The following is a 20,300-nucleotide window of genomic DNA, read 5'->3' as shown; positions in this document are numbered from 1 at the left end:
ATTCACCAATATGACTTTATTCATTTGCGACCCCATTATTTTATCCTGATCGAACGCACGCTTACCAAGATGTTCAACCGCCTTCACTCTCCGGCGAATTAAGTCAATATATTTGGTTTGCCCTATTCATTACTTGCTGTCTGCTGGTGGCTCAAATTGTGGTTGATAGGTTATTTTTGCGGCAGCCTTGGCTTCGGTCAGCCGGGCTTGCATCAACTTGCTCAGCGACTCTGAACGCATGGCTTGGGCGGCCAGCGGCACGGCATCGCGCTCGTTTACGGCAACCGGTTGGCGCCCGGTAATCACACTAACGACAACTTTGCCTTGCGCTGGAATGATGAAAGGTTCGCCAGCCGGCAGCGCAAGGATCTGGTTCAAAACGGCGGTGGGAACATTGCCGGAATCCACGCTGCTTTTGCCCTTCGCATAGACGACGTTTAAGCTTTTCAGGGTTGCCTCGACATCAGCCAGGGTCTTGTCCGCTTCCAGCGCCTTCAATATTTTCGGGTCGCGTGGCAGGTCGAACGTGACTTGATCGACAAGATAGGCCGTGCGTTGATTGAACTTGCCGGGGTTGTCGCGGATATATTTCTGCACGGCCGCCGAATTGGGGACACGCACCGTATCCGCCGTTTTTGCACCGTACATCTGGACCAAAAGCTCTTCATTCAAACGCCGCTCGCGGATGATGTACAACGGATCGCGGTCCAGCTCTTCCTCCTTGGCAACCTGTGCCAGAAGACGCCGCTCAATGATCCGCTGCAGCATCTGCTGACGGATGAGTTGTTTGTCGCCGGCGGGCACCTGGCCCATTTCGGCGAGCTCGGCATTCAATTCTTGTTGGGTAATTTCCTCACCATTTACGACGGCGACGACCTGTCCGGTCGGTGTACCACTGCAGCCTTGGATAGATAGTATTCCTATGCAGGCGATAAGCAGCCTTGCGGTTAATTTGACTTTCACTTAATTAGCTCCTCGGGTCAGGGCTATAAATTGCTTGTAGACCAATAATTAGGTTCGCTCTCTTACTGGCTAACCCATCCACATTGCAACGGGGAATTCAGGTTGGAAACTGTCTATGATTGGATCACGGTCGCGATATTCGCGGGCTTGGTGGTCCTATTCTTGCAGCGTTCTACGCAGGATGAACCGCAGGACAAACTTTACCAATATTTACTTCCGTCGGCAGGATGTGCACTGGCCAATTATTTCGGGAATGCGCATCTTGAATATGTCGCCATTCCGCTGATTGTCGGGATATTGGCGTACATCCACTATATCCTGAAGCCATTCGCCCAAGAAGAGCCGGAAGATTAAACGGCACGCCCCGGCGCTCCGCGGCCGGTGATTTTCTGACATAGCTGGTCGAACACATATATGCTGACCAGCGCAATCGCGAACGTCGTCATGCCCGCGAAATTGTGCAGAAAGCCCTGCGCCACTGCCTCGCCGGCATAGAATGTCAGCAAGATCAGGATCAGCACCCGCATCAAATTGGCAAATATCGCAATCGGGATCACCGCCGCGATCAGCACGACCATATATTTCCAGTTCGATTTATGCGTGAGATACACATAAAACAGCGTCAGCGCCGACAGGGTTATCAGCGAATTCAACCCCGCACAGGCCGCCGCGACAAGCAGTTGATACTGCCCGATATGGATGATCACACCCGAATTCGCGATGGGATAGCCGGCCTGATAGAGCAAGGTAACCGCGCTCTGGCTGATCCAGAGTTTCAACGGATTTGTGGCGAGCGCAATCAGACTGTCGGGCATCGGCACCGCAAAAGCCAGGTAGATCAGCGGGAACCAGAGCCGCACCACCGCGCGCCACCCCAGGAAAGCATAGAGCAGCGCGATATACACAAGGTACAGCGCATACACCTCCAGCTCGATAATCGCGGCGCGCCGGAACGCCAGCACCAACATGGTAGCGAGCAGAACAGGCAGAACGCCCCGGAAAAGCGGCGGCCGATCCCGCACCGCCTTGGCATCCGGCATCAGCCGGAATAACAACCACAGACCCGACGCCAGCACCAGCGGCCCGTGCGAGCCCTGCTCCGTCGTCCAGCTTTCCGTCGCGATGAACTGCAATGTGGGAAAAGACAGCAAGGCAACGCCAACGACGACAGGCCAGTACCGCGCCAACCAGGATTGTCCGCCAAAATAAGGCGCCAATTTCGCGAAATCAGACAATGTCTTTAGTCAACTCTACACCCGCGGTTGCGCTAGGTTTGCCCCGTACGCTATCATTATGGGCGACAGATAGCGCGAAGCTTGTCATTCGCGCAAGCGTGAAACAATAACGACGGTTATAGGCAACTCATGGATCAAGGCCCTTCGCGCAGCATTTCGCTCGACAATGGCGGGGTCACTGGTAATCGCAACACAAGTACCACCCGCACCGACCCCAAGGCCCGTCCTATTGAATTCTAACCCCTATCTCGATCGCATCGCCCGCCCCTTTGCCCGGGTGATGAGGATGGTCAGCGGCGGGTCGGATCCCGGATCCCTATCCGGCCGCGCCGCCCAATCCGGCGCTTGGATCGGCGGAGGCTTCGTCATCCAGCGCGTGCTGCAATTAGGATCGAACCTGATCCTCACGCGATTGCTGTTTCCGGAAGCCTTCGGCCTGATGGCCTTGGCGACCATATTTTTGGTCGGCCTTCAGATGTTTTCCGATTTGGGGATCAAGCCCGCGATCATCCGTGATCCACGTGGCAACGACCCCGCCTTTCTTAATACAGCTTGGACGATCCAGGTCATCCGCGGCTTTGCGTTGTGCGTGGTCGGCTGCCTTCTCGCCTACCCCATATCGCTGATCTACAAACAGCCCATATTGTTTCCGCTTTTGACTGTACTGAGCACCACCGCAGCCATCGCAGGCTTTACGTCGGTCAAGATGTCGACCGCGGAACGCGATCTCGATTTTCGCACCGTCACCTTCATCCAGCTGGCGGGGCAACTCGCCACCATCATCACAATGGTCGTGCTGGCCTATACATGGCGATCGGTGTGGGCATTGGCAGTCGGAAATATAGTCGGCTCGCTGGCTACAGCTGTCCTCGGATTTTGGCTTCTCCAAGGACATACCCATAAATTTCGATTGGAACCGGCCGCCGCGAAGTCACTTGTCCATTTCGGAAAATGGATTTTCCTGTCGACCATCGTCACTTTCATAGGTGGTGAGGGTTTGAAAGCGATCCAAGGCGGTCTCATTACGCCAGCAGAATTTGGTATATTAGCTATTGCCTATACGATTGCCGCTATCCCAATTGAGCTTTCGATGAAGCTCACTACGTCCATCGGATTACCTGCATTGTCCGAAATTCATCGCAGCGACCCCCAAAAACTGAGAGGAGTTCTTAGTGGTTTTCGAAAGCGGATATTCATTTTAACTTTTTTTCTAGTCTCTGTGGTGGTGTTGACAAGTGAGACAGTAATCAGATTTCTTTACGATCAGCGATATCACGAAGCTGGACAATTTGTAGTGGCTATTACCTTAGGCAACGCTGTGGCAATTACATCCAGTGGATACAACAGTGGCCTGCTAGCACTTGGGAAATCAAAAACTTATCTTATTTTGATTGTCCTTACTGCAATAAGTCGAATTATCGGAATAGTTTCCGGATTCATGATTTATGACATGTTGGGTATGTTTGTGGGGATTGGAATCGCCAATGTAGCAGTCTTAATCGCATCATGGTCAATGATACAGCCTTATAAAATGCGTGATATAAAACTAGATGTCTCAATATTAGCTATGATTTCTTTTCTTACTTTAGCTGTAATTGCTCTTTAAGACCAAAGATAAAGAGTCAGGTTTAATCAATCGACCTTATCTGTAGATGAATATCTTCAAGTCCTTCCAATAAGCATTTTCAGGGCTGGCTTCAGTCGTTTCATAAGAGGTGGCGGCGGAATTACCTCGGGCAAAGGGTATAATGGCTCTAAGTTTTGCCGGGCAGATAACGTGAATTGATTTTTCCAACGTTCAATAGCTTCGTAGGGAAGATCGAGTTTTACAGTTGAAGATTCACCAATCCATTTAGATAATGCCATGCAATCTGCGCGCGGCAAAACAGGCAATCCAGTATCCTTACCCATCTCCGCTGCACGGTTGTCGATAGATAAAATAACTGCCCTCCTACCCTTCTGCAATGCCCGAATTCCTCCGTGCAGTCGAGTTCCGATAAAGTCGACGACATTTGACTCCAAGTATCTATCATATGCTTGTACCGTGGCAGCAACAACAGGTATATCGGTAAAACCGATAGATTGTAGATACTCAAAGTCTTCTTGCATTTGCGAGAAGAACACAACTTTGTCGTATGACTTTTTTACGATGTTGATCCAGTTTCGATCTAACTCAACTTCTGCCCTCCACGCAGAGAGGGTAATAATTGCCGTCCCCGACTTCCTAGCTGGAATTTTTGAACAGACAGATGGAGTGAGAGCCCAAGTTGTAGGGCAGGAGGTAAATACCGACGCTAAGCCCAAGCTTTCTAGGTGACTTTGCGTATACCTGTCCCGAGCCGCATGAATATACTTATTAGATAGTGCCGTCCTGAGCAATTTTTGGCTATCTTCATTTGGCGGCAGCATGTAATCGTTCCACCCCGTGCCTAGACATATTGTTCGACTCGAACCTAAAGCGTTTGCTGCCAGAGCATCCAACTTCCAAAGACTCCAAGGCTTAAAATCGGAAGACAACAAATTCGTTCCCCCAATAAAGCACCAGGACGATTTTCGTATAAATGATCGCGTTCTTTCTGACAGCGCGTCATGACTAGAAACACGAAATATATATGAATCTGAAAATATTTCACTAATTATTTCATTAACAGACTCCATTATTATTTCATCACCAGTGTTGTCTGTACTTATTGACGTATCAACAATAGTTATTGTTTCCATTATTTAAGCCTATTCATTAATAGTTTTATGCATTTTTGCCCAAGCCTCTAAGGCGCCATGCCTGAAAGCTTCTTGGCTGTATCGAGATCTGACACGTTCGGATGCCCTTTTTCGCATCTCGTTTAACAATCGCGGTTCAGTTTCATACTGCTCAACAGCAACTTCAACAGCATTAATCAGTCCTGCTACATCGCCCTCCGTTACAGGAATGCCTACTTGCGCGTCAAAATACTCGGATGTTCCCAATCCATCGAAACCAATTACAATACATCCAGAAGACATGGCTTCTGCTGCGGGAAATCCCAATGCTTCCTGCTGGAGTAACGAAATGAAAAATCGACTTTGACCCAATTTACTTGCCACTTCAGCGCGAGTTATGTTTTCGAGCGCCTCAAGCCGGTATCCATAGATATTGCCTCGACGCTGCAATGCGTCCGCAATCACCTTTGCTTCCCAAGGCCGTTTTCGAGGCATATACGTAATCAAATTTTGCTTTGTTTCTTGAAACGGGAAATCATGTGGCTTCATCGTCACAGGAAAAATTGCAGATGGTTCAAAATTCAATACTGCTAGATGTGACCGACAAACTTCAGCGATCCCAAGCCAGTATCTCACATGCTGCCGCGGCTTGATCCCTCTTTGCAAACATGTGTGATATGACGTCATTAACGAAAATGGGTTCTGAACGAACACTACAACTTTGGAGTTAGGAAATGATTCCACTGCTTCGGCAAACTGAAATTCTGGACTTACAATCACATCGTCGGGCCGCAGCTCAAGGTGCTGTAACTTTTTCTCCTTCGGTCGCAAATTATTCAATAAAGTCTGAACCCGATACTTGCGTCCGGAATTGCGCCCGTAGGTCTGATTTAAGGCGTTTGTAAAAAACATTGGCACGGCTTCAGGATAGTCTGGATAACCAGCATTTTTGGAATTATGGACCACAGCCGCATTATACCCATTGCTGTTCAGTAACGCCGCCAAGTCGTAAATAACTGCGATGCCGCCCGAAGCAGAAGTGCTGTCAGGACATAGAAAGAGATATCGACACACTATTTCAAACCCTATTCATATTCTTGTCGATAAGATTTTCGCTTTTTCTATTTTTCTCTATATTACAATCGACTAATGCGGACATTTTGGGGCTATTGGAGTCAGATTCCATATAACTCGATTTAGCACCCCAACTCCCCCATCTAGTTCCCTGTCGCCCGATACTATCAAAGTGGCACAGTAGTTCGCATCCTAAATCTCGATGAAAGCGAAAGAGTTCAATATACAGATCATACATTGCGGGATGATATTGAGCGGCAGCTAATGCTGGCGAATAAGGCCGGTCCATTTGCCCTTTAGGCTGGATATGCTGCCCGCCTTCGTATGAAACGTATTTCAACCCAAACAACGCCGCATATCTGACGATCTCCGCAATACTGCTGCCAGAATGCAGCCTATCGACCCTTTGCCTTAGGTCAGCAATTACCTGATCTGCAGTTAATCTTTCGCCCAATGCTTCCCATATTTCGTATACTGAATCATCCGGGCCGATATACGCAGTAGGCGACACCACATCGGCTCCGCCATTGTCCACGCACCATTTGACGGTCCGCTTCGACGCGTCGACCCAAGCCGCCTGTACGGCGCACACACGGACGAGGCGCTTTTGGTCGGCTCCGCTCCACTCGCGCTCCCAAATGGCGAAGGCGCGGCGGAACAGGGCACCGATCCGCTCGGGATGCCCCTCCCCCTTCGATCTATCGCCATCTTTCCACGCTTTGCCGCCTTTGGCCTCCACCATCGCACCGGCCAGTGGCGATTGCAGCATCCATCCCGCCTGCAAAAAGCTCCAGTTCCAGAGCTCGTTCGAATATTCGACATAGACTTTCAACGAAGGGTCGAGGCGCTCTTTCACCAGCCTTGCAAATTGCGCGATATAGTCGTCGGTTGCCCGGTGCGGGATACAGAACCAGGGATCGATTTTGAGTTCGTTGCACAGCTGGATCATCGTCTCGATGGCAACCCCGCCCGAGTACATCCGCTGAAAAGCTGTAGGAGCGGGGCTGTAGCGGGCGTCTGGATCACCTCTCCCGCTGACTTGTGTATAAAAAGTGGGGCGTTTCCGGCTGGCCCATTCTTCTTCAATCGAATTGTTCGTCGACCCCCAGTCCATGAACCGGAGACAATGGAAGGGGCGGCAAAAATCGAGAAATTCGGGCAGGAAGGGCGATGCGAGCAAGTCGACACTTTCGTCCTCTTCCGCAACCAGCCGGATATTGCGGACATGGTTGCCCAGCTTGGACCGCTTGATGACGATGGCATGCTCTTTGCCATCTTGCTCCATCCAGAGCTTAACGCGGCCCTTTTTTTGCGACAATATGCGGCCTGCGCCAAACAAACCGCCTATTTCGCCTTCGCCGTCATAAAGCAGGACATAATTTCCGGGCGGCCTGCTGTTCGGCACATAGGTGAACAGGATCTGGGGCTCCGCCTGACCCGGCACAGCGACCGGGACCTGAAGCGGATAGCCGTCCGCATCATATTGAAATGCGGATTCGGCTTTGGTGTCGTGGGGACCGGTAATACTCTGGTTTTTGGAAATCCACTGCCGCGCGCCCAAAAACAGATTGCGGAACGGAAATCCCGGCTCCCAATCGGCGATACCGGCCAAATTCATGCCAATGGGAAGTTTCGGAAATGCTTCGTTGCGCGGGACCATCCCATCAGAGGCCGTGTCCGACCCCCGCGACATGGCAAGGCCGCCGCCCAACGCCAATATTCCTCCACCCGATGCCGAAGCTACAATAAACGAACGGCGGTCAATGGCCACAAACTTTATCCAATGCGTTAAATCGCCTTAGAGATTTATCTCTTTGCTATGTCGCTCAATAGACTGCTCAATGCTATTCCCAAAGCCTCATCAGACAAATGTTTTTCAGCAAAATCGCTAGAATTGCCAGAAAACTTTGATTGCAAATCGGGATCGTTCCAGATTTCCAATATGGCATTTGTCATTGCTTTAGCATTATTCGCGGGCACGAGATAACCTGTTTCGCCACTCTCTATATAATCTGCGGTACCTATTGTTTCCGTAGCCACAATTGGTGTTCCCAATCGCATTGCTTCAACAACCGTAACCTGGCCGGAAGATGATCTGCCATCTATAAGAGGCACGACATTTACACGGGCTTTCGCCGCGAGATTGCGGCAAGCGTCTGGGGTAAGGTTTTGCAACCATGTTACATTTGCTGGCACATCCAACCCGTCGATGCATCTGGGTGCAGCGACAACGATGGTGCGGAGGCCCGTATGCTCTATAGCCTTAAAAAAGGTAGGATAATCGCGGTTGGCAGACCCCATTGAGAGGACATAAGGCTCTTCATCGATTGCGTCTTTTGGGCGGCTAATTTGACCGATTTGAAGCGGTAAGAAAATCACCTGATCCGGTCTTAGGTTGAACCATTCACAAACCAGCGCCGTCTCCGCCCGCGAATGAACCACGATCGCTTCTACATCTTTAAAGACCCAGGCACCGAATTTGCGGCGCCATGGGCCCGGCTCCTCTCCAATATTGAAGCAATAGGCGACGACCTTGAACTTCATTCTGAATATTTTGCGCTGGAAACATGCAAGGAGCGCGAGTTGGGGGAAAATCGTGATTAGACCGCCCAATTTCTCCGCGTGTCTGCACGCACGCAGCGCATGCACCCAATATTTCCACCAGTCGGAAAATCCGGTGTCGCGCCTTTTCCGCTCATGCCAATTGGCAACTAAATAAGGACGCGCACATTTAACGAACTTCCAACCAGTCCGCTGCATGAAGTCGTTTGGGAAAAAATCGTCAATCCAGCGGTCTTCTTCACCATTAAAAAAGGGGGCGGCGATCGCCCATCCCTTCATTCCGTCCACATCAAATTGCCCGTTTGAACGTTTATCCAAAAAATACTTCCTTCATTTTTGGATTTAAACTCTGGGCCATTTTATGTGCGAAATCAGTGAGCAATTGATAATCGTTGCTTCCCTCCGCCGAAATCGTCGAAAACCTCAGCAGCGCACCGTCGGGGATTACTCCGCTCACATTTGCGCGTGCCATTTCGATCCTTTGCTGTGTCCAGTTGAGCGGAAAGCGTTGCCCTACCCGCGTCCAATAGAGGATCATCTCGCGCAGGGCGCCTCTGTCGGCGGTCAGATAGCGGGCGGGGATGCCTCTGTTGCCGATGCGGGCCTTGACCGGCCGGTTATCGAGGATGGGGTAGCCGGACATGGGATAGCAGACTTCGGGACGGTGGACCTGGACGTCATTCTGCTGCACGCTGCTATAGGCGATGAGGAACATGATGGTGGGCAGGCCGGGGCCCTCATAGGTGTAGGTCTTCAGATTCTCGTAAAGCTTGTCGCTCAACGCGTCGGCCGATGGGAGGATGAGGTCGGAGCTCACCCGCGCGGTCCACCCGCCTACTTTGGCCGGCAACAACGCCTGGAACGCGACTTCCGAAATGCGTGAGCTTGTCTGGCGCGGCGTTGCGACAAAACTCGCCCCCCCACAAAGCGCAAAACCCGCCCCCAACAACAGCGCGCGCCTGTCGATTTTTGAATTTTTGGCTTTCAGATCCACACACACTCGTTAACAGTGAAGTTAACACACCGCGAGAACTATTCGACCCTTAGATCAAATGTTATTTAGGCACTGGGGTAATTGCTGCCTGGCATTAGTGAAGGTTAGCTCTTCGGTATGTGTTAGGGCCATACATATTGGTATAGTAAAGCTGGAATTGCCTCACTTTTCGTTAAGGTATTGAATTGAACATCGCATACCTCGTCAATAAATATCCAGCCATAAGCCACAGTTTTATCCGGCGAGAGATAGCGGGAATCGAAGGTGCAGGAGGGACCGTTTTCCGTTTCTCGGTGCGGAATTCCGATCCAGAATTGCTACCGGACATCAGGGACAAACGCGAATACGAAAAAACAGAGGTAATACTCGAAAACAATTGGTTTGGCCTTGTTTTACAGATGTTCATCAAAGCATTGGCATCGCCAATAAAGTTCGCGGATGCAGTGCGCGTAGCATTTGCCGGGTCCAGCTTTCGTCCAAGTGATCTCATTCGACGTATTGCATATATTGCCGAAGCTGCTTGGCTTACCCGACGGCTTAGAGAACAAAATGTAAAGCACTTGCATGCCCATTTCGGCACAAATTCTGCGACTGTGGCGCAAATAGCTTATAAGCTGGGTGGGCCACCATTTAGCTTCACAGTACATGGACCTGATGAATTTGACCGACCAATCGAATTGGATTTGCGCAGCAAGATATCCGACGCCTTATTCGCAGTTGCGATAAGCAATTTCGGCAAGGGGCAACTCATGCGCTGGGCCAACTATCAAGATTGGGGAAAAATCGAGGTCATTCGGTGCGGAGTAGATGATAATTTTATTTTGAACAATCGTTCCAAGCCGACCTATGAGAAAACACAATTTGCATCGATCGCGCGTCTCAGCGGACAAAAGGGGATTCCGCTACTCATCCAAGCTGCTGCCATTCTGAAAGATGACGGATATCGTTTTACGATCCAATTGATTGGCGGCGGAGAAATGCAGCCACAAATAGAAAACATGATCCGCGATTACGATCTGCAAGATTATGTTAACTTGGTAGGATGGGCTAGCACCATGGAAATTGTCGAATCCCTTCTCGATTCAAAAGCTATGGTGCTCCCGAGTTTCGCGGAAGGACTACCAGTTGTCATCATGGAAGCGTTGGCTCTCGAAGTCCCTGTGATTGTCACGGCTATTGCTGGCACACCCGAACTTGTGAACGATCAAAGCGGATGGCTTATTCCATCGGGTTCTGTCGATGCACTGGTGGAAGCTTTAAAAACCGCGATGCAAACCCCTCCTCAAACTCTATCCGAAATGGGCAAAGCAGGTCGCGAACGTGTGGTTTCTCTTCATGATTCCATGAAGAATGGTGCAGAGTTGTTCGAGCTAATCGTAAAGTACCATGCACATGACCAATAACTTGGTGATCCTGAGCACTTGGTTGCTCATCACACCACTCTCGATTGCTTTGGCGATATTTACAATTGAAACACTGCTAGGATTAAGTGCGCCCAAACCTTTTCCCATCGCGGGCAATGTAGAAAAAACAGTCATTTTAATGCCTGCGCATAACGAAGCGCTTACGATAGGCAATGCACTTGAAAAGTTAAAACCAATCCTTTCCAAAGACATTAGGCTGTTGGTTGTAGCAGACAATTGCAGCGACAGAACGAGCGAGATCGTCGAATCTTTTGGATTTGAAGTTATTGATCGAACAGACCCGAATTGCCGTGGAAAGGGTTATGCGTTGGCATTCGGGCGTGACAAACTCAAAAAGAACCCTCCGGATTGTGTCATAATAATTGACGCTGATTGTATTACAGATGAGCAATCAATTCGCGATCTCTCCCGCTATTGCGTGAAAGCAACGCGTCCGGTCCAAGCTCGATATACACTAAACTCCAGCTTGTATTCTTCGCCGATGGTCCAAATTTCGAATTTTGCTTTTTGGGTAAAGAACGTGTTGCGTCAGCGCGGATCTCAACGTTTAGGAGGTGCCGCTCTTCTAACAGGAACAGGAATGGCGTTTCCATGGCAGTTGTTTAAAGACCTTCCATTGGCCACTTCAAATATTGTGGAGGACCTCGGTCTGGCGGTTTATCTGACAGGCTCAGGAACCGCACCCATCTATCTTGAACAAGCGTTCGTGACCAGCATACCCGCTAGCGAAGGTGCCACTTTAGATCAAAGAGCACGCTGGGAACATGGCTTCATTGCGACCGCGCGTGAATTTGGGATCGATTCCCTATGGAAAGGTGCTTCTTCGCTAAACTGGAAACATTTTCTATTGGGACTGCATCTTATGGTCCCGCCCGTCGCACTTCTTTTTGGGATAACCCTGTTAACTTTAGTATATGCAGCGCTTGCGGCCTTCGCGACCGGCGAACTTATTCCTCTTACGGTTCTGCTATTCGCTTTTTGCTTGGCCATGTTAGCCATTATTCTCGCGTGGATATTTGGAGGTCATAGATGGCTCGAAGCATCCACACTTTTGAAGCTTCCTGTCTATCTTTTATGGAAACTACCCATTTATTTGAAGCTGGTTCGCGGTATAACCCCGGGCTGGAATCGAACTGAACGATAGGTGGTTTCTTCGCGGTTCGTGAAGCTGAAATTTCCGAATAGTTATCCACACGGTAGTCATCTGACCCCGCCTTGAATAAAAATCTTGAGAATTCTTGGCCCCCTTATGAGGTACCTGCGCCATAGACGCCGCGGTTCGGTCAGTAGTCGATAAGCCCACTCTAGACTTACACGCTGGACCCAGATCGGAGCCCGTTGCTTTTCACCCGTCAGAAATTCAATCGACGCGCCGATACACAAACTAACCCCGCCAAATCTCCCGTCACGCTGACAAATATCTGCTATTATTTCACTCTGCGGCGCTCCTATCGCCATCAGAACAAAATCCGCTTGCGCAGCAGAGAGGAAGTCTGTGATTTCGGCGATGGCATTTGGATTATTTAGCACGTCCATCGGCGGTACAAACTGAACGAAATTCGGCAATGGGAAAAGCCCCCGCAACTTCATCAGCGATGTAACTGTGCCTCCCACGATCGCGACCTTAACCCGCTCATCGAAGCACTCGGAGACCAAATGAGCGGTCAAATCACTACCCGGAAACACCGGGAGGTTAATCCCCCGCAAACGCGCCAACGCCGATAAGATGCGGCTATCACACAGTCTTATCACGGCCCTATGATAAGCATCCGCGAAACGTCTTCGTATTTCGATATCTGGTAGCCCGTCCAACATCACTATATGGTCGACGTTCGGAGTAACTATGTAGCTATGAGATCGAGACGCTGAAAGCTCACATAATGCAGTTAAGATATCCTGACGCGAACTCGTATTAAAGTCGATGTTCAAGAAGGATATATTTTGCCGCAGCGTAGGTACAACTAGGGAGCCACTCATCGACTTGTCGTCCACGGTCATTTCGCAGTTCCAACCGCAGTCGCCGCGCTGTTTTCTTCGCTTCTCGAGAACTCCTTGCGCGATAACGCACCCCTTACCGACCTTGGGTCAAAACCGCTCAAGGCACCTGCAATCAACCACGTCAAAGGTGTCAAAGAAGAGTTAGGCAATAGGTCGAATAAGTTCACGACAAGCACAGCTAGAAGCGCAACGAAACTTGGATATTTATCAAACCGCTTTCGCCGATAAAGAGCGCGAGCCGTAGGAAACGCGAGCAGTCCGAAACACGCGATATATCCAACCCAACCAAAGGTACTCATGATGATTATCCAGCTACCATCCGTGATTGTCGCATCGTAATCAAAGTCACCCGTCCAATCTGTCTTATAGATTCTTCCTCGTCCCCACGCTCCCCAGCCAAATAATGGTTTTTCGGAAATTTTTTCGAGCAGAATGTCTTCATTTTCAATACGTGTTCTGAAAGATGAGGAGCGATCACTGCTGATCGATGTTGCCATCGCAGCTATGCTATTCACGGGTATGATATTGAAACCGCGAAGAGCAGGATAAGAGACAATTATAAGGCCGCTTATCGCAAGAACAGAAATTATATTCCGGTATCGCATAAAGTAAGAAGCAGCACCGACAAAGATAGCCAGTATCAATGCGCCGGCCGATTTGCATAAAATAAGAACGATCAGCAGCACGCTCGTATAGGCCGCGCCAGGTATTCCTATAATTTTTGTCCGAGTGCGCCAAAGCGCGATCGCAGCGACAAGCGCCATTGCAATATAGATTGCAACCACCAAGCCGTGACCCAAAAATACAACAGCCCGAAATCCTCCGGCGCGCATTTGTTGCGAAAAGTCGTGCGGGAAGAAACCATATAGTTGGGCGTGGAGTTGCGGGCTCATGCGAACTTCCCACAGTATGGGAACCGAATACGCGAGGGCAGAAATTATGATTGCCACCAATAAACCGCGAATATCTTGTTCAGCTTTATAGGCGTTAAAAGCGACTAAAAATGGTGTGACTTCAATTAATTGCCGAACAAGCAAGCTGGCACCATCATACAGTGTCATGCCAGGCAGCATGCTTACCGATAACATCAGAGGATCTCGATTGCTGAGAGTGGTGACGACTGGGGAAAGCACATATAAGGCCAACAATCCGATCAGCAGCTTGCTTTTCGGCAGGCGCAGTATCCTGAACTTCGCGAATAGCAGGGCGCACACCAATAAGGACAAGTTGGCAACCACGGTTTTATCGATTTTGGGCATGCCAGGAGCATCAAACCAAGTGCCCACGGGCAGCAACAGGAAGCCTCCCAAAGTCGCCCAGACAATCGCCTTTTTTGAAGACAATGTCTGAAACAACAGGAATGTCACGACAGGCCAGATCGCCAGCGCAGAATATGCAATCAAATTTGGAATGATGCTTTCCCTTTTTACATAGTCTGTCGACGGGAATTCGTTGATTTACGCTGCGGTACGATTTTTGCTGGAATCCCGAACGTGCAACCCTGCCTGATGATTGTGCCGTCCCCAATGGAGGTGGCACCGTGAAAGACAATGCCTCCTTGATGCTCAATCACAACCCGCCGACCGAGCTTTGCCGTATACGGCAATTCAATCCCGTAGATATTTCTGCACCTGCGATACCCGATCCGATAGAAAAAACTCGCCAATTTCCTGATGGTCGGGATACGAATACTCATACGCCAAACGCCAAACCGGTAAACCGCAAGAGCCCGAAAGCCGGGTCTCGTCCAGTCTCGTCCATTCGCGTCATAATCTTCTGAAACGAGTTGCCAGAGTGTTGTTTTTTCGACTCCAATCCCCATCTCGTTATTTGTACTCCATAATGGCTGTCCGACTTTTCGTTAAATTTTTCAGTAGGAAAAGGTGGGTTCCGGTGGATTGTGCTAACTTACCAACTAACAACAGCGTGGCTTCCAGTCGTGCGGTTTTTGGGGTTAGCCCCTTTGCTTTCCCCTGTCTCGATAGCCTAAAAAACTGCAACGTGAAAACACTTCCCACAGCTAGCGAGAGAAATGCCCAATAGGGGTGCACAAGCAACCCCAGACCCAAGCCCAGAACAAACAGCCCCGGAAGCACCACCCCCCAGACCACCATGCTGGCCAGTGCGCGCACCCAGTCCGGGTCTGCATTCCCTTTATGTATATACACATGCTCGGCATAGGCGTGCCCTGCCCGCTTCGCCCTTTTCCACCAGGCCCCAAAGCTATGGATCGCGGCATCATGTAGGGTCATTTCCGGTAATATCCGCCGGATTACCCAGCCATGCTTGCGCATGCGCAAACACATGTCCGGTTCCTCCCCGGCGATCAGAAGATCCGTATAGCCATCCACCTGCACCAAAGCCGCGACGCGGATGAACGCATTGCCGCCACAGCTCCGTACATCGCCCAACGGGACATCCCATTCGCGGTCGCATTGGGCATTGTAAATGCTCCTTTCAGGATAGCGCTCGCGGCAGCGGCCAAATACAATGGCAAGCCCGTCATCGAGCGTAATCTCGGCCATCGCATGCCCAAGCCAGTTCGGGTCCAGCGAGCAGTCCCCATCGATAAACTGTATGAATTCAAGATCGGGGAACTTTGCAAGCAACGCCCGCCACCCCATGTTCCGCGCGCGCGCCGCAGTAAATCCGGACTCCGCAGACAGATGGACAACATGAACGCCCGCCCTTTGGGCGTTCTCCACGCTATCATCTGTAGAACCGGAATCGACATAAACCACAGGAATAGCTGGCGGCAAAGACGCAAGGCACGCACAAAAGCGTTCGCCTTCATTGCGGCCAATCACAACAATTCCCAACCGATCCGGCGCGGCGGACGAACTATCCGGCATGGTTCACCTGCTTTCCGGCACGCATCCAATAGGGCGGCTGCCCCTTGGGACCGTCTTTCCAAATGATCGCAGCCATCTGGTCGGCTTCATCTGGATATAGTCCATAATCCAGCATGTGACGGACATCGGCTATGCTGGAGGCACCGGATCGGGACGGTTGAAAAAGCGCTGCGATCCGGGAGAGCGCAACGCCCGCAAGCCAAGCGATGCTTGCCAGCCAAGCGCCAAGCGGCCGATATGCCAGGGTCAGGAAACGCCGGCGCGACTGGAACCAATAGAGCGGCAAAGATGGCGTCGAGAGGGACTTGCCCTCCCGCACGCCAGTCGACGCGCCACCAATGTGGAAAACCCTACTGGCAGGCACGTGACGAATAGCCCATCCGGCCTGGCGAAGCCGGAACATCAGTTCGACCTCCTCAAAATAGAGGAAGAACCCGTCATCAAACAGTCCGTTTTCGATCAAGGCCTGCGTGCGGAACAGGCAGCTTGCGCCTGTGACCCATTCCGCCTCACACGCACGATCGCTGCAAATCAATGTGGGAGCAATTCCAAGCACACGCCCGACTGCGGCAATACCCGCGCCACGTACCAGTTCCCGGCCGATGGTAGGAAACCGGAATGCCGACCCGGATACGCTGCCGTCCGGATTGAGAAGCTGGCTACCCGCCACCGCGCATCTGTCATGCGCCATGAGTTCTTCGCGAAGCGACGCGACGGCACCCTCTTCTATGGTGCAGTCCGGATTGAGCAGCATGATGAATTGGGGGGGATTGGTACGATCTAGCAATTCCAATATGGCCTGATTGTTCGCCCACCCGAACCCGCCATTTAAATCCAGAGGCAATAAGCGGACAAATCCTGCATCGATCAGGTCGGCAAGCGCCCCTGCCATGATGTCAGGCGACCCGTCACCCGACGCATTGTCGACCAACACCACCTCCAGATCGCGGAGATACTGTCTTTCCCGGGCCAACGTCCGCACACATTGTATCGAATGATGCGCTGTGCGGTAGTTGACGATGATCACCGCAAGACCAGTTCCACCGGACATTACATCAAGCCATTCGGATGGGGCACTACCAAACCGCCGCCAACCTGCGTGTTCAAGGGTATTTCACATCCGGTGATAATGGACCAGAAACGATGGCGTAACATCGCGATTTTGGTTGGTAGCCAGCCTAAACTGCCGCGCGGTTTCCAACGATGGTAGCTCCGCAAGCTTGCCAGCAAGGACCGGGAGGGCGACCATTCAAAGGTCGATTTCTCTTCGCGGCTCCAATCCGGAACAGTCGCTGAGGGAGAAGCCGGGTCAATAGGCATGTTTGTCCCACACCAGCTTTACAAAAGTTTCCAGGATAATCCGGATATCGAACAAAGGGGACCAGTTTTCGATATAGTACATGTCATATTCCACACGCTTGCGCGCGCGTTCTACGGTTGCGATTTCGCCGCGCAGACCACGTACCTGTGCCAGACCGGTAATCCCCGGCTTGACCCGATGGCGGGCCGCATACCCTTTTACGGCATCGAAATAATATTTGTCGCCGACCTTCATTTTCGTCGCATGCGGCCGGGGCCCGACCAGCGACATGTCGCCGCGCAACACATTGACGAGTTGCGGCAATTCATCGATGCTCGTCCGGCGGATTAATCGGCCGACATAGGTCACGCGGGAATCATTTTTCTCGGTTCGTTTGGCCCCTGTGCTGTCTTGCCGGTCGACATACATGGACCGGAATTTCAAAACCGAAATTTCATTATTGTTGAACCCGAAACGCTTCTGCCGGAATATGACCGGACCGTTGCTTTCCAGCTTGATCGCTATGGCCACCATCAAAAGCAAAGGACTAAGCACGATCAGGGCAATCAAGGCACTCAAACGATCGATGGATTCTTTCAAGAGGCCATCGACATCCCGGATCGGTTGTTGCCAGATGGCCAATACGGGCACAGAGCCCAGAAAATTGACCTTGTACCGTGTCGATATCTCGGTCGTCTCACGGGGTAGCAGGCATAAATCGATGGAGGCAGAGCTCAAGGATTCGGCAATGAAATCCAGCCGGTCCTGCTCGATATCCGGCCACGCCAATATGACCTGATCCAGTTTTCCCGACTGCGCCAGCTCAAGCAGAGCGTCGAACCCTCCCAGATATTGAATCGAATCGACCGACGATTTCTTCGCTCCGATGCGGTCGTCTGCGTAACCTATAATCTTCAGATGGGGCAGACGCTCGATATCGAGCAGTTGGTTGACCTTGGAGACAATGGCCCGGTCGGGTGCATAAATGGCGACACGTTGCCCGACTATCCCTCTGTCCATCAATATCCAGATCAGCCGACGAAATGCCATCTGGCTCAGAAACAGCAGCACGACACCAAAGCCGATAAAAAACAGCCCGAGCCCGCGCGAGAATTCAGGCATCATTCCCAGCTGAAGAACCACCAAGGCCGTCAGGCCGGATGCCAGTAAAAAATCGGCAATGGACGTGCTACCGAGGTCCTCACCCTGCCCCCGAAAAATGGTGTAGCCATCGCGGGACACTTTAATCAGCAGATAATTGACGCCCAATATAACCGCACCTGTGCGATGCAAATGTGCGTCAAAATAATAGCCGATCGAAACTTCATAGACGATCAATGCAAACACATAGGCGATCAGCAGGCACAGAACATCATTCGCAATACCCAGCGACCGAAGCACATTCGTTGTGAAGCGGATATGGCCGCTCGCGGTTCTGGACGTCACGCCTAGCTTTCCGTGCATATGCCCCCTGTGGTCGCGCAAATTTTTTCTGGTGTTATTCGGGCAAACAACCCCCTTCTGCGTGGGGTTCCGGGCGGATCGTCGACGAGATAGCTGTTTTTCGCGTTTGCCAGACCCTGCTCTGCTGCTTTCGCGCAGAGCCCGTCGCCAAAGCGTGAACAGGATTCACTGAAGATAGTCCAGCTTTTTGTCGAAGACGGACTGGCCAGTGCGACCTCCTTATCGAGCGAGACAATTCTGGGCTTATCGCCCCACCGAAGAAGAAGCTCTTTGTAATGCATCGCCAGCAACCGGCTTTGCGGTAGAAATTCCATCCCCTGTTCAAAGACTTGCCGGGCCCGGATCTTGCTTCCCTTGGCGGCAAGTGCATTCACCAAAGCCACATAACCATTCGGATTTTGTGGCGCATCGCTCGTAACGATGCTGGCATCCGCAATCGCCTTATCGAATCGTTTCTCCTTTATATATTTGGCGCTGCGAACAATCAGCGCATCTTCGTTCCGCGGATCGACCTCCAAAATGCGATCGGCGATTCCATAAGCGGTACGAGATGCGCCTTCTGCCAATCGTATCTGCGCCATCAAGCCGAGCGCTTCGGGTGATTGTCCTTTTTCGAGTTTCGCTATTATTCGGGCAGCGATATCCGTGCGGCCCGTGTTCAGGAAATGACGCGTAAGCAAAATCTGGGCAGTGCGCGTTCCATCTTTCGCAAAATAGGAAATTTGAGCCGCCGTTAGGGGATCAGCGTCATATTCGTTCCAGATATCGATGATCTTGACGGTTTGATCGCGGTTCAGCTTTGGATCACGCAGCAATGTCACCGCAGCGTTGCGTGCTTCATCCTGTTTCCCAACTTTATAAAGCAAGTTCAGGTAATCCAGTTGATATTCGTTATTTGCATCTGCTTTTTGGATTAACGCCGACAACGATTCGAGCATCCGTGCAGGCTGCCTCAACAAACGATAGATTTCCAGGCGCGTGGCATTCAGGGCGCTGGTCTCGCCGATCAGCCCTATGATCGCATCAATTTTTGCGAGTGCCTCTTGTGGCTTTCCTTGCAGGGCATCGATGCGAGCGGACAAAATGATTCCGCCTTCATCCTGGGCGTTGAAGGATAAAATATCCTCGACGGCTTTGCGTGCGACATCGAACCGACCTTCGTCGATTGCGATGAAACCTTTCACCAGAAGCGCATTAGGCGAACCCGGAGCGAGAATCAAAATGCGATCAGCCGCTTCCTCGGCTTCCTTGACACGTCCCGTTTGCAATCCAAGGTCAGCAATACTCTGAAGGATTTGAACATTGTCGGCTTCAAGATCTAGAGCAAGCGAGAAGGCGTTGAACGCGCTTACCGGCTTTTGCGATTGAACCTCGATCTGTCCCAGCAAAATATAATAGGCGGCTACGTCGTCTCGAGTTGCAATTGCTTTCTGAATGCTAAGACGTGCGGCCTCCAAGTCCCCACCTGCAAATTGCTGTTCGGCAACCGTTGCAAATTCGGATGCCTTTTGCAATTTGTCACCGCAACTCGCCGATAACGATGCCAGACAGCATATCAGAATGAATCGGGTAATGTTTCGAAAAGCGTTGGGAATTCTCAAACCAGACTCGATCGCATGCAGGATGTTGGTGAACAGATGTGGGTTATAAATTGTTACTAGAGAGTAGCGCCAAGAAGCGCTAGTAGCGAGTTAACGACATTGACTTTCGATGCCGAATCTCGTCCATGAGACG

General features: G+C 51.1%; 18 protein-coding genes. 5 read left to right on the top strand and 13 right to left on the bottom strand.

Annotated elements, in window-relative coordinates:
* Positions 1-129 precede the first annotated feature (129 nt).
* Positions 130-963, bottom strand: coding sequence for a SurA N-terminal domain-containing protein (locus EUU25_RS16360; RefSeq protein WP_158902892.1), 834 nt, complete (start codon positions 961-963; stop codon positions 130-132).
* Between the two features lie 102 nt (positions 964-1,065).
* Here EUU25_RS16360 and EUU25_RS16355 point away from each other — a divergent pair, with 102 nt between their 5' ends.
* Positions 1,066-1,317 (top strand): XrtV sorting system accessory protein, encoded by a 252-nt coding sequence (locus EUU25_RS16355; RefSeq protein ID WP_158902890.1) that lies wholly within the window; start codon positions 1,066-1,068, stop codon positions 1,315-1,317.
* On the opposite strand, the gene xrtV is transcribed toward EUU25_RS16355, so the two are convergent.
* Positions 1,314-2,198, bottom strand: a complete 885-nt coding sequence (gene xrtV, locus EUU25_RS16350; protein WP_158902888.1) for an exosortase V — start codon at positions 2,196-2,198, stop codon at positions 1,314-1,316. The genes EUU25_RS16355 and xrtV overlap by 4 nt on opposite strands.
* A 229-nt stretch (positions 2,199-2,427) precedes the next feature.
* On the opposite strand from xrtV, the gene EUU25_RS16345 reads away from it, so the two are divergent.
* Positions 2,428-3,804 carry an oligosaccharide flippase family protein gene (locus EUU25_RS16345; protein WP_158902886.1) on the top strand — a complete coding sequence of 459 codons (1,377 nt, stop codon included), beginning with the start codon at positions 2,428-2,430 and terminating at the stop codon, positions 3,802-3,804.
* Positions 3,805-3,860: 56 nt separating this feature from the next.
* Here EUU25_RS16345 and EUU25_RS16340 read toward each other — a convergent pair whose 3' ends face one another.
* From EUU25_RS16340 to epsI, 5 genes are read right to left on the bottom strand one after another with little or no spacing between them, the layout of a single operon-like run.
* Positions 3,861-4,919 (bottom strand): polysaccharide pyruvyl transferase family protein, encoded by a 1,059-nt coding sequence (locus EUU25_RS16340; RefSeq protein ID WP_158902884.1) that lies wholly within the window; start codon positions 4,917-4,919, stop codon positions 3,861-3,863.
* 9 nt (positions 4,920-4,928) lie between these two features.
* A complete protein-coding gene (locus EUU25_RS16335; RefSeq protein WP_158902882.1) occupies positions 4,929-5,972 on the bottom strand; it encodes a glycosyltransferase family protein in 1,044 nt (347 codons plus the stop codon).
* A gap of 4 nt (positions 5,973-5,976) precedes the next feature.
* Positions 5,977-7,743 carry a hypothetical protein gene (locus EUU25_RS16330; protein WP_246162804.1) on the bottom strand — a complete coding sequence of 589 codons (1,767 nt, stop codon included), beginning with the start codon at positions 7,741-7,743 and terminating at the stop codon, positions 5,977-5,979.
* 35 nt (positions 7,744-7,778) lie between these two features.
* Positions 7,779-8,852 carry a glycosyltransferase gene (locus EUU25_RS16325; protein ID WP_158902880.1) on the bottom strand — a complete coding sequence of 358 codons (1,074 nt, stop codon included), beginning with the start codon at positions 8,850-8,852 and terminating at the stop codon, positions 7,779-7,781.
* Positions 8,845-9,528, bottom strand: coding sequence for an exosortase-associated protein EpsI, V-type (gene epsI, locus EUU25_RS16320; protein WP_222848807.1), 684 nt, complete (start codon positions 9,526-9,528; stop codon positions 8,845-8,847). Before epsI ends, EUU25_RS16325 begins: the two co-directional genes overlap by 8 nt.
* A gap of 185 nt (positions 9,529-9,713) precedes the next feature.
* On the opposite strand from epsI, the gene EUU25_RS16315 reads away from it, so the two are divergent.
* Both EUU25_RS16315 and EUU25_RS16310 read left to right on the top strand, forming a co-directional pair.
* Entirely contained in the window at positions 9,714-10,931 is a 1,218-nt protein-coding gene (locus EUU25_RS16315) for a glycosyltransferase (RefSeq protein ID WP_158902876.1), read from the top strand.
* Positions 10,921-12,096, top strand: a complete 1,176-nt coding sequence (locus EUU25_RS16310) for a glycosyltransferase family 2 protein (protein WP_158902874.1) — start codon at positions 10,921-10,923, stop codon at positions 12,094-12,096. Before EUU25_RS16315 ends, EUU25_RS16310 begins: the two co-directional genes overlap by 11 nt.
* Positions 12,097-12,152: 56 nt before the next feature.
* Here the strand turns inward: EUU25_RS16310 and EUU25_RS16305 are convergent, their stop codons facing one another.
* Positions 12,153-12,950 carry a WecB/TagA/CpsF family glycosyltransferase gene (locus EUU25_RS16305; protein ID WP_158902872.1) on the bottom strand — a complete coding sequence of 266 codons (798 nt, stop codon included), beginning with the start codon at positions 12,948-12,950 and terminating at the stop codon, positions 12,153-12,155.
* Positions 12,947-14,353, bottom strand: a complete 1,407-nt coding sequence (locus EUU25_RS16300; RefSeq protein ID WP_158902870.1) for an O-antigen ligase family protein — start codon at positions 14,351-14,353, stop codon at positions 12,947-12,949. The genes EUU25_RS16305 and EUU25_RS16300 overlap by 4 nt, the downstream gene beginning before the upstream one ends.
* Before the next feature lie 137 nt (positions 14,354-14,490).
* Between EUU25_RS16300 and EUU25_RS16295 the strand changes: the two genes are divergently transcribed.
* Positions 14,491-14,730: a hypothetical protein gene (locus EUU25_RS16295; protein ID WP_158902868.1), complete on the top strand. Its 240-nt coding sequence runs from the start codon at positions 14,491-14,493 to the stop codon at positions 14,728-14,730.
* 46 nt (positions 14,731-14,776) lie between these two features.
* Here the strand turns inward: EUU25_RS16295 and EUU25_RS16290 are convergent, their stop codons facing one another.
* From EUU25_RS16290 to EUU25_RS16275, 4 genes are all read right to left on the bottom strand, one after another.
* A complete protein-coding gene (locus EUU25_RS16290) occupies positions 14,777-15,802 on the bottom strand; it encodes a glycosyltransferase family 2 protein (RefSeq protein ID WP_158902866.1) in 1,026 nt (341 codons plus the stop codon).
* Entirely contained in the window at positions 15,792-16,853 is a 1,062-nt protein-coding gene (locus EUU25_RS16285; RefSeq protein WP_246162803.1) for a glycosyltransferase family 2 protein, read from the bottom strand. Before EUU25_RS16285 ends, EUU25_RS16290 begins: the two co-directional genes overlap by 11 nt.
* 258 nt (positions 16,854-17,111) lie before the next feature.
* A complete protein-coding gene (locus EUU25_RS16280; RefSeq protein WP_246162801.1) occupies positions 17,112-18,548 on the bottom strand; it encodes an undecaprenyl-phosphate glucose phosphotransferase in 1,437 nt (478 codons plus the stop codon).
* 2 nt (positions 18,549-18,550) lie between these two features.
* On the bottom strand, positions 18,551-20,080 hold the full coding sequence (locus EUU25_RS16275; RefSeq protein WP_158902862.1) for a tetratricopeptide repeat protein: 1,530 nt from the start codon (positions 20,078-20,080) through the stop codon (positions 18,551-18,553).
* Positions 20,081-20,300: the final 220 nt, after the last annotated feature.

It is taken from the genome of Sphingorhabdus lacus, from assembly GCF_009768975.1.
In the GTDB taxonomy this organism is placed as follows: domain Bacteria; phylum Pseudomonadota; class Alphaproteobacteria; order Sphingomonadales; family Sphingomonadaceae; genus Sphingorhabdus_B; species Sphingorhabdus_B lacus.
Note: the sequence above shows the minus strand (reverse complement) of the source record. Positions and strands in the feature narration are given on the sequence as shown.

Bases quoted from the DNA above. Each gene is read 5' to 3' on its own strand.
- EUU25_RS16340 (WP_158902884.1), bottom strand. From the start codon at position 4,919: ATGGAAACAATAACTATTGTTGATACGTCAATAAGTACAGACAACACT.
- EUU25_RS16310 (WP_158902874.1), top strand. From the start codon at position 10,921: ATGACCAATAACTTGGTGATCCTGAGCACTTGGTTGCTCATCACACCA.
- EUU25_RS16305 (WP_158902872.1), bottom strand. From the start codon at position 12,950: ATGACCGTGGACGACAAGTCGATGAGTGGCTCCCTAGTTGTACCTACG.
- EUU25_RS16290 (WP_158902866.1), bottom strand. From the start codon at position 15,802: ATGCCGGATAGTTCGTCCGCCGCGCCGGATCGGTTGGGAATTGTTGTG.
- EUU25_RS16285 (WP_246162803.1), bottom strand. From the start codon at position 16,853: ATGTCCGGTGGAACTGGTCTTGCGGTGATCATCGTCAACTACCGCACA.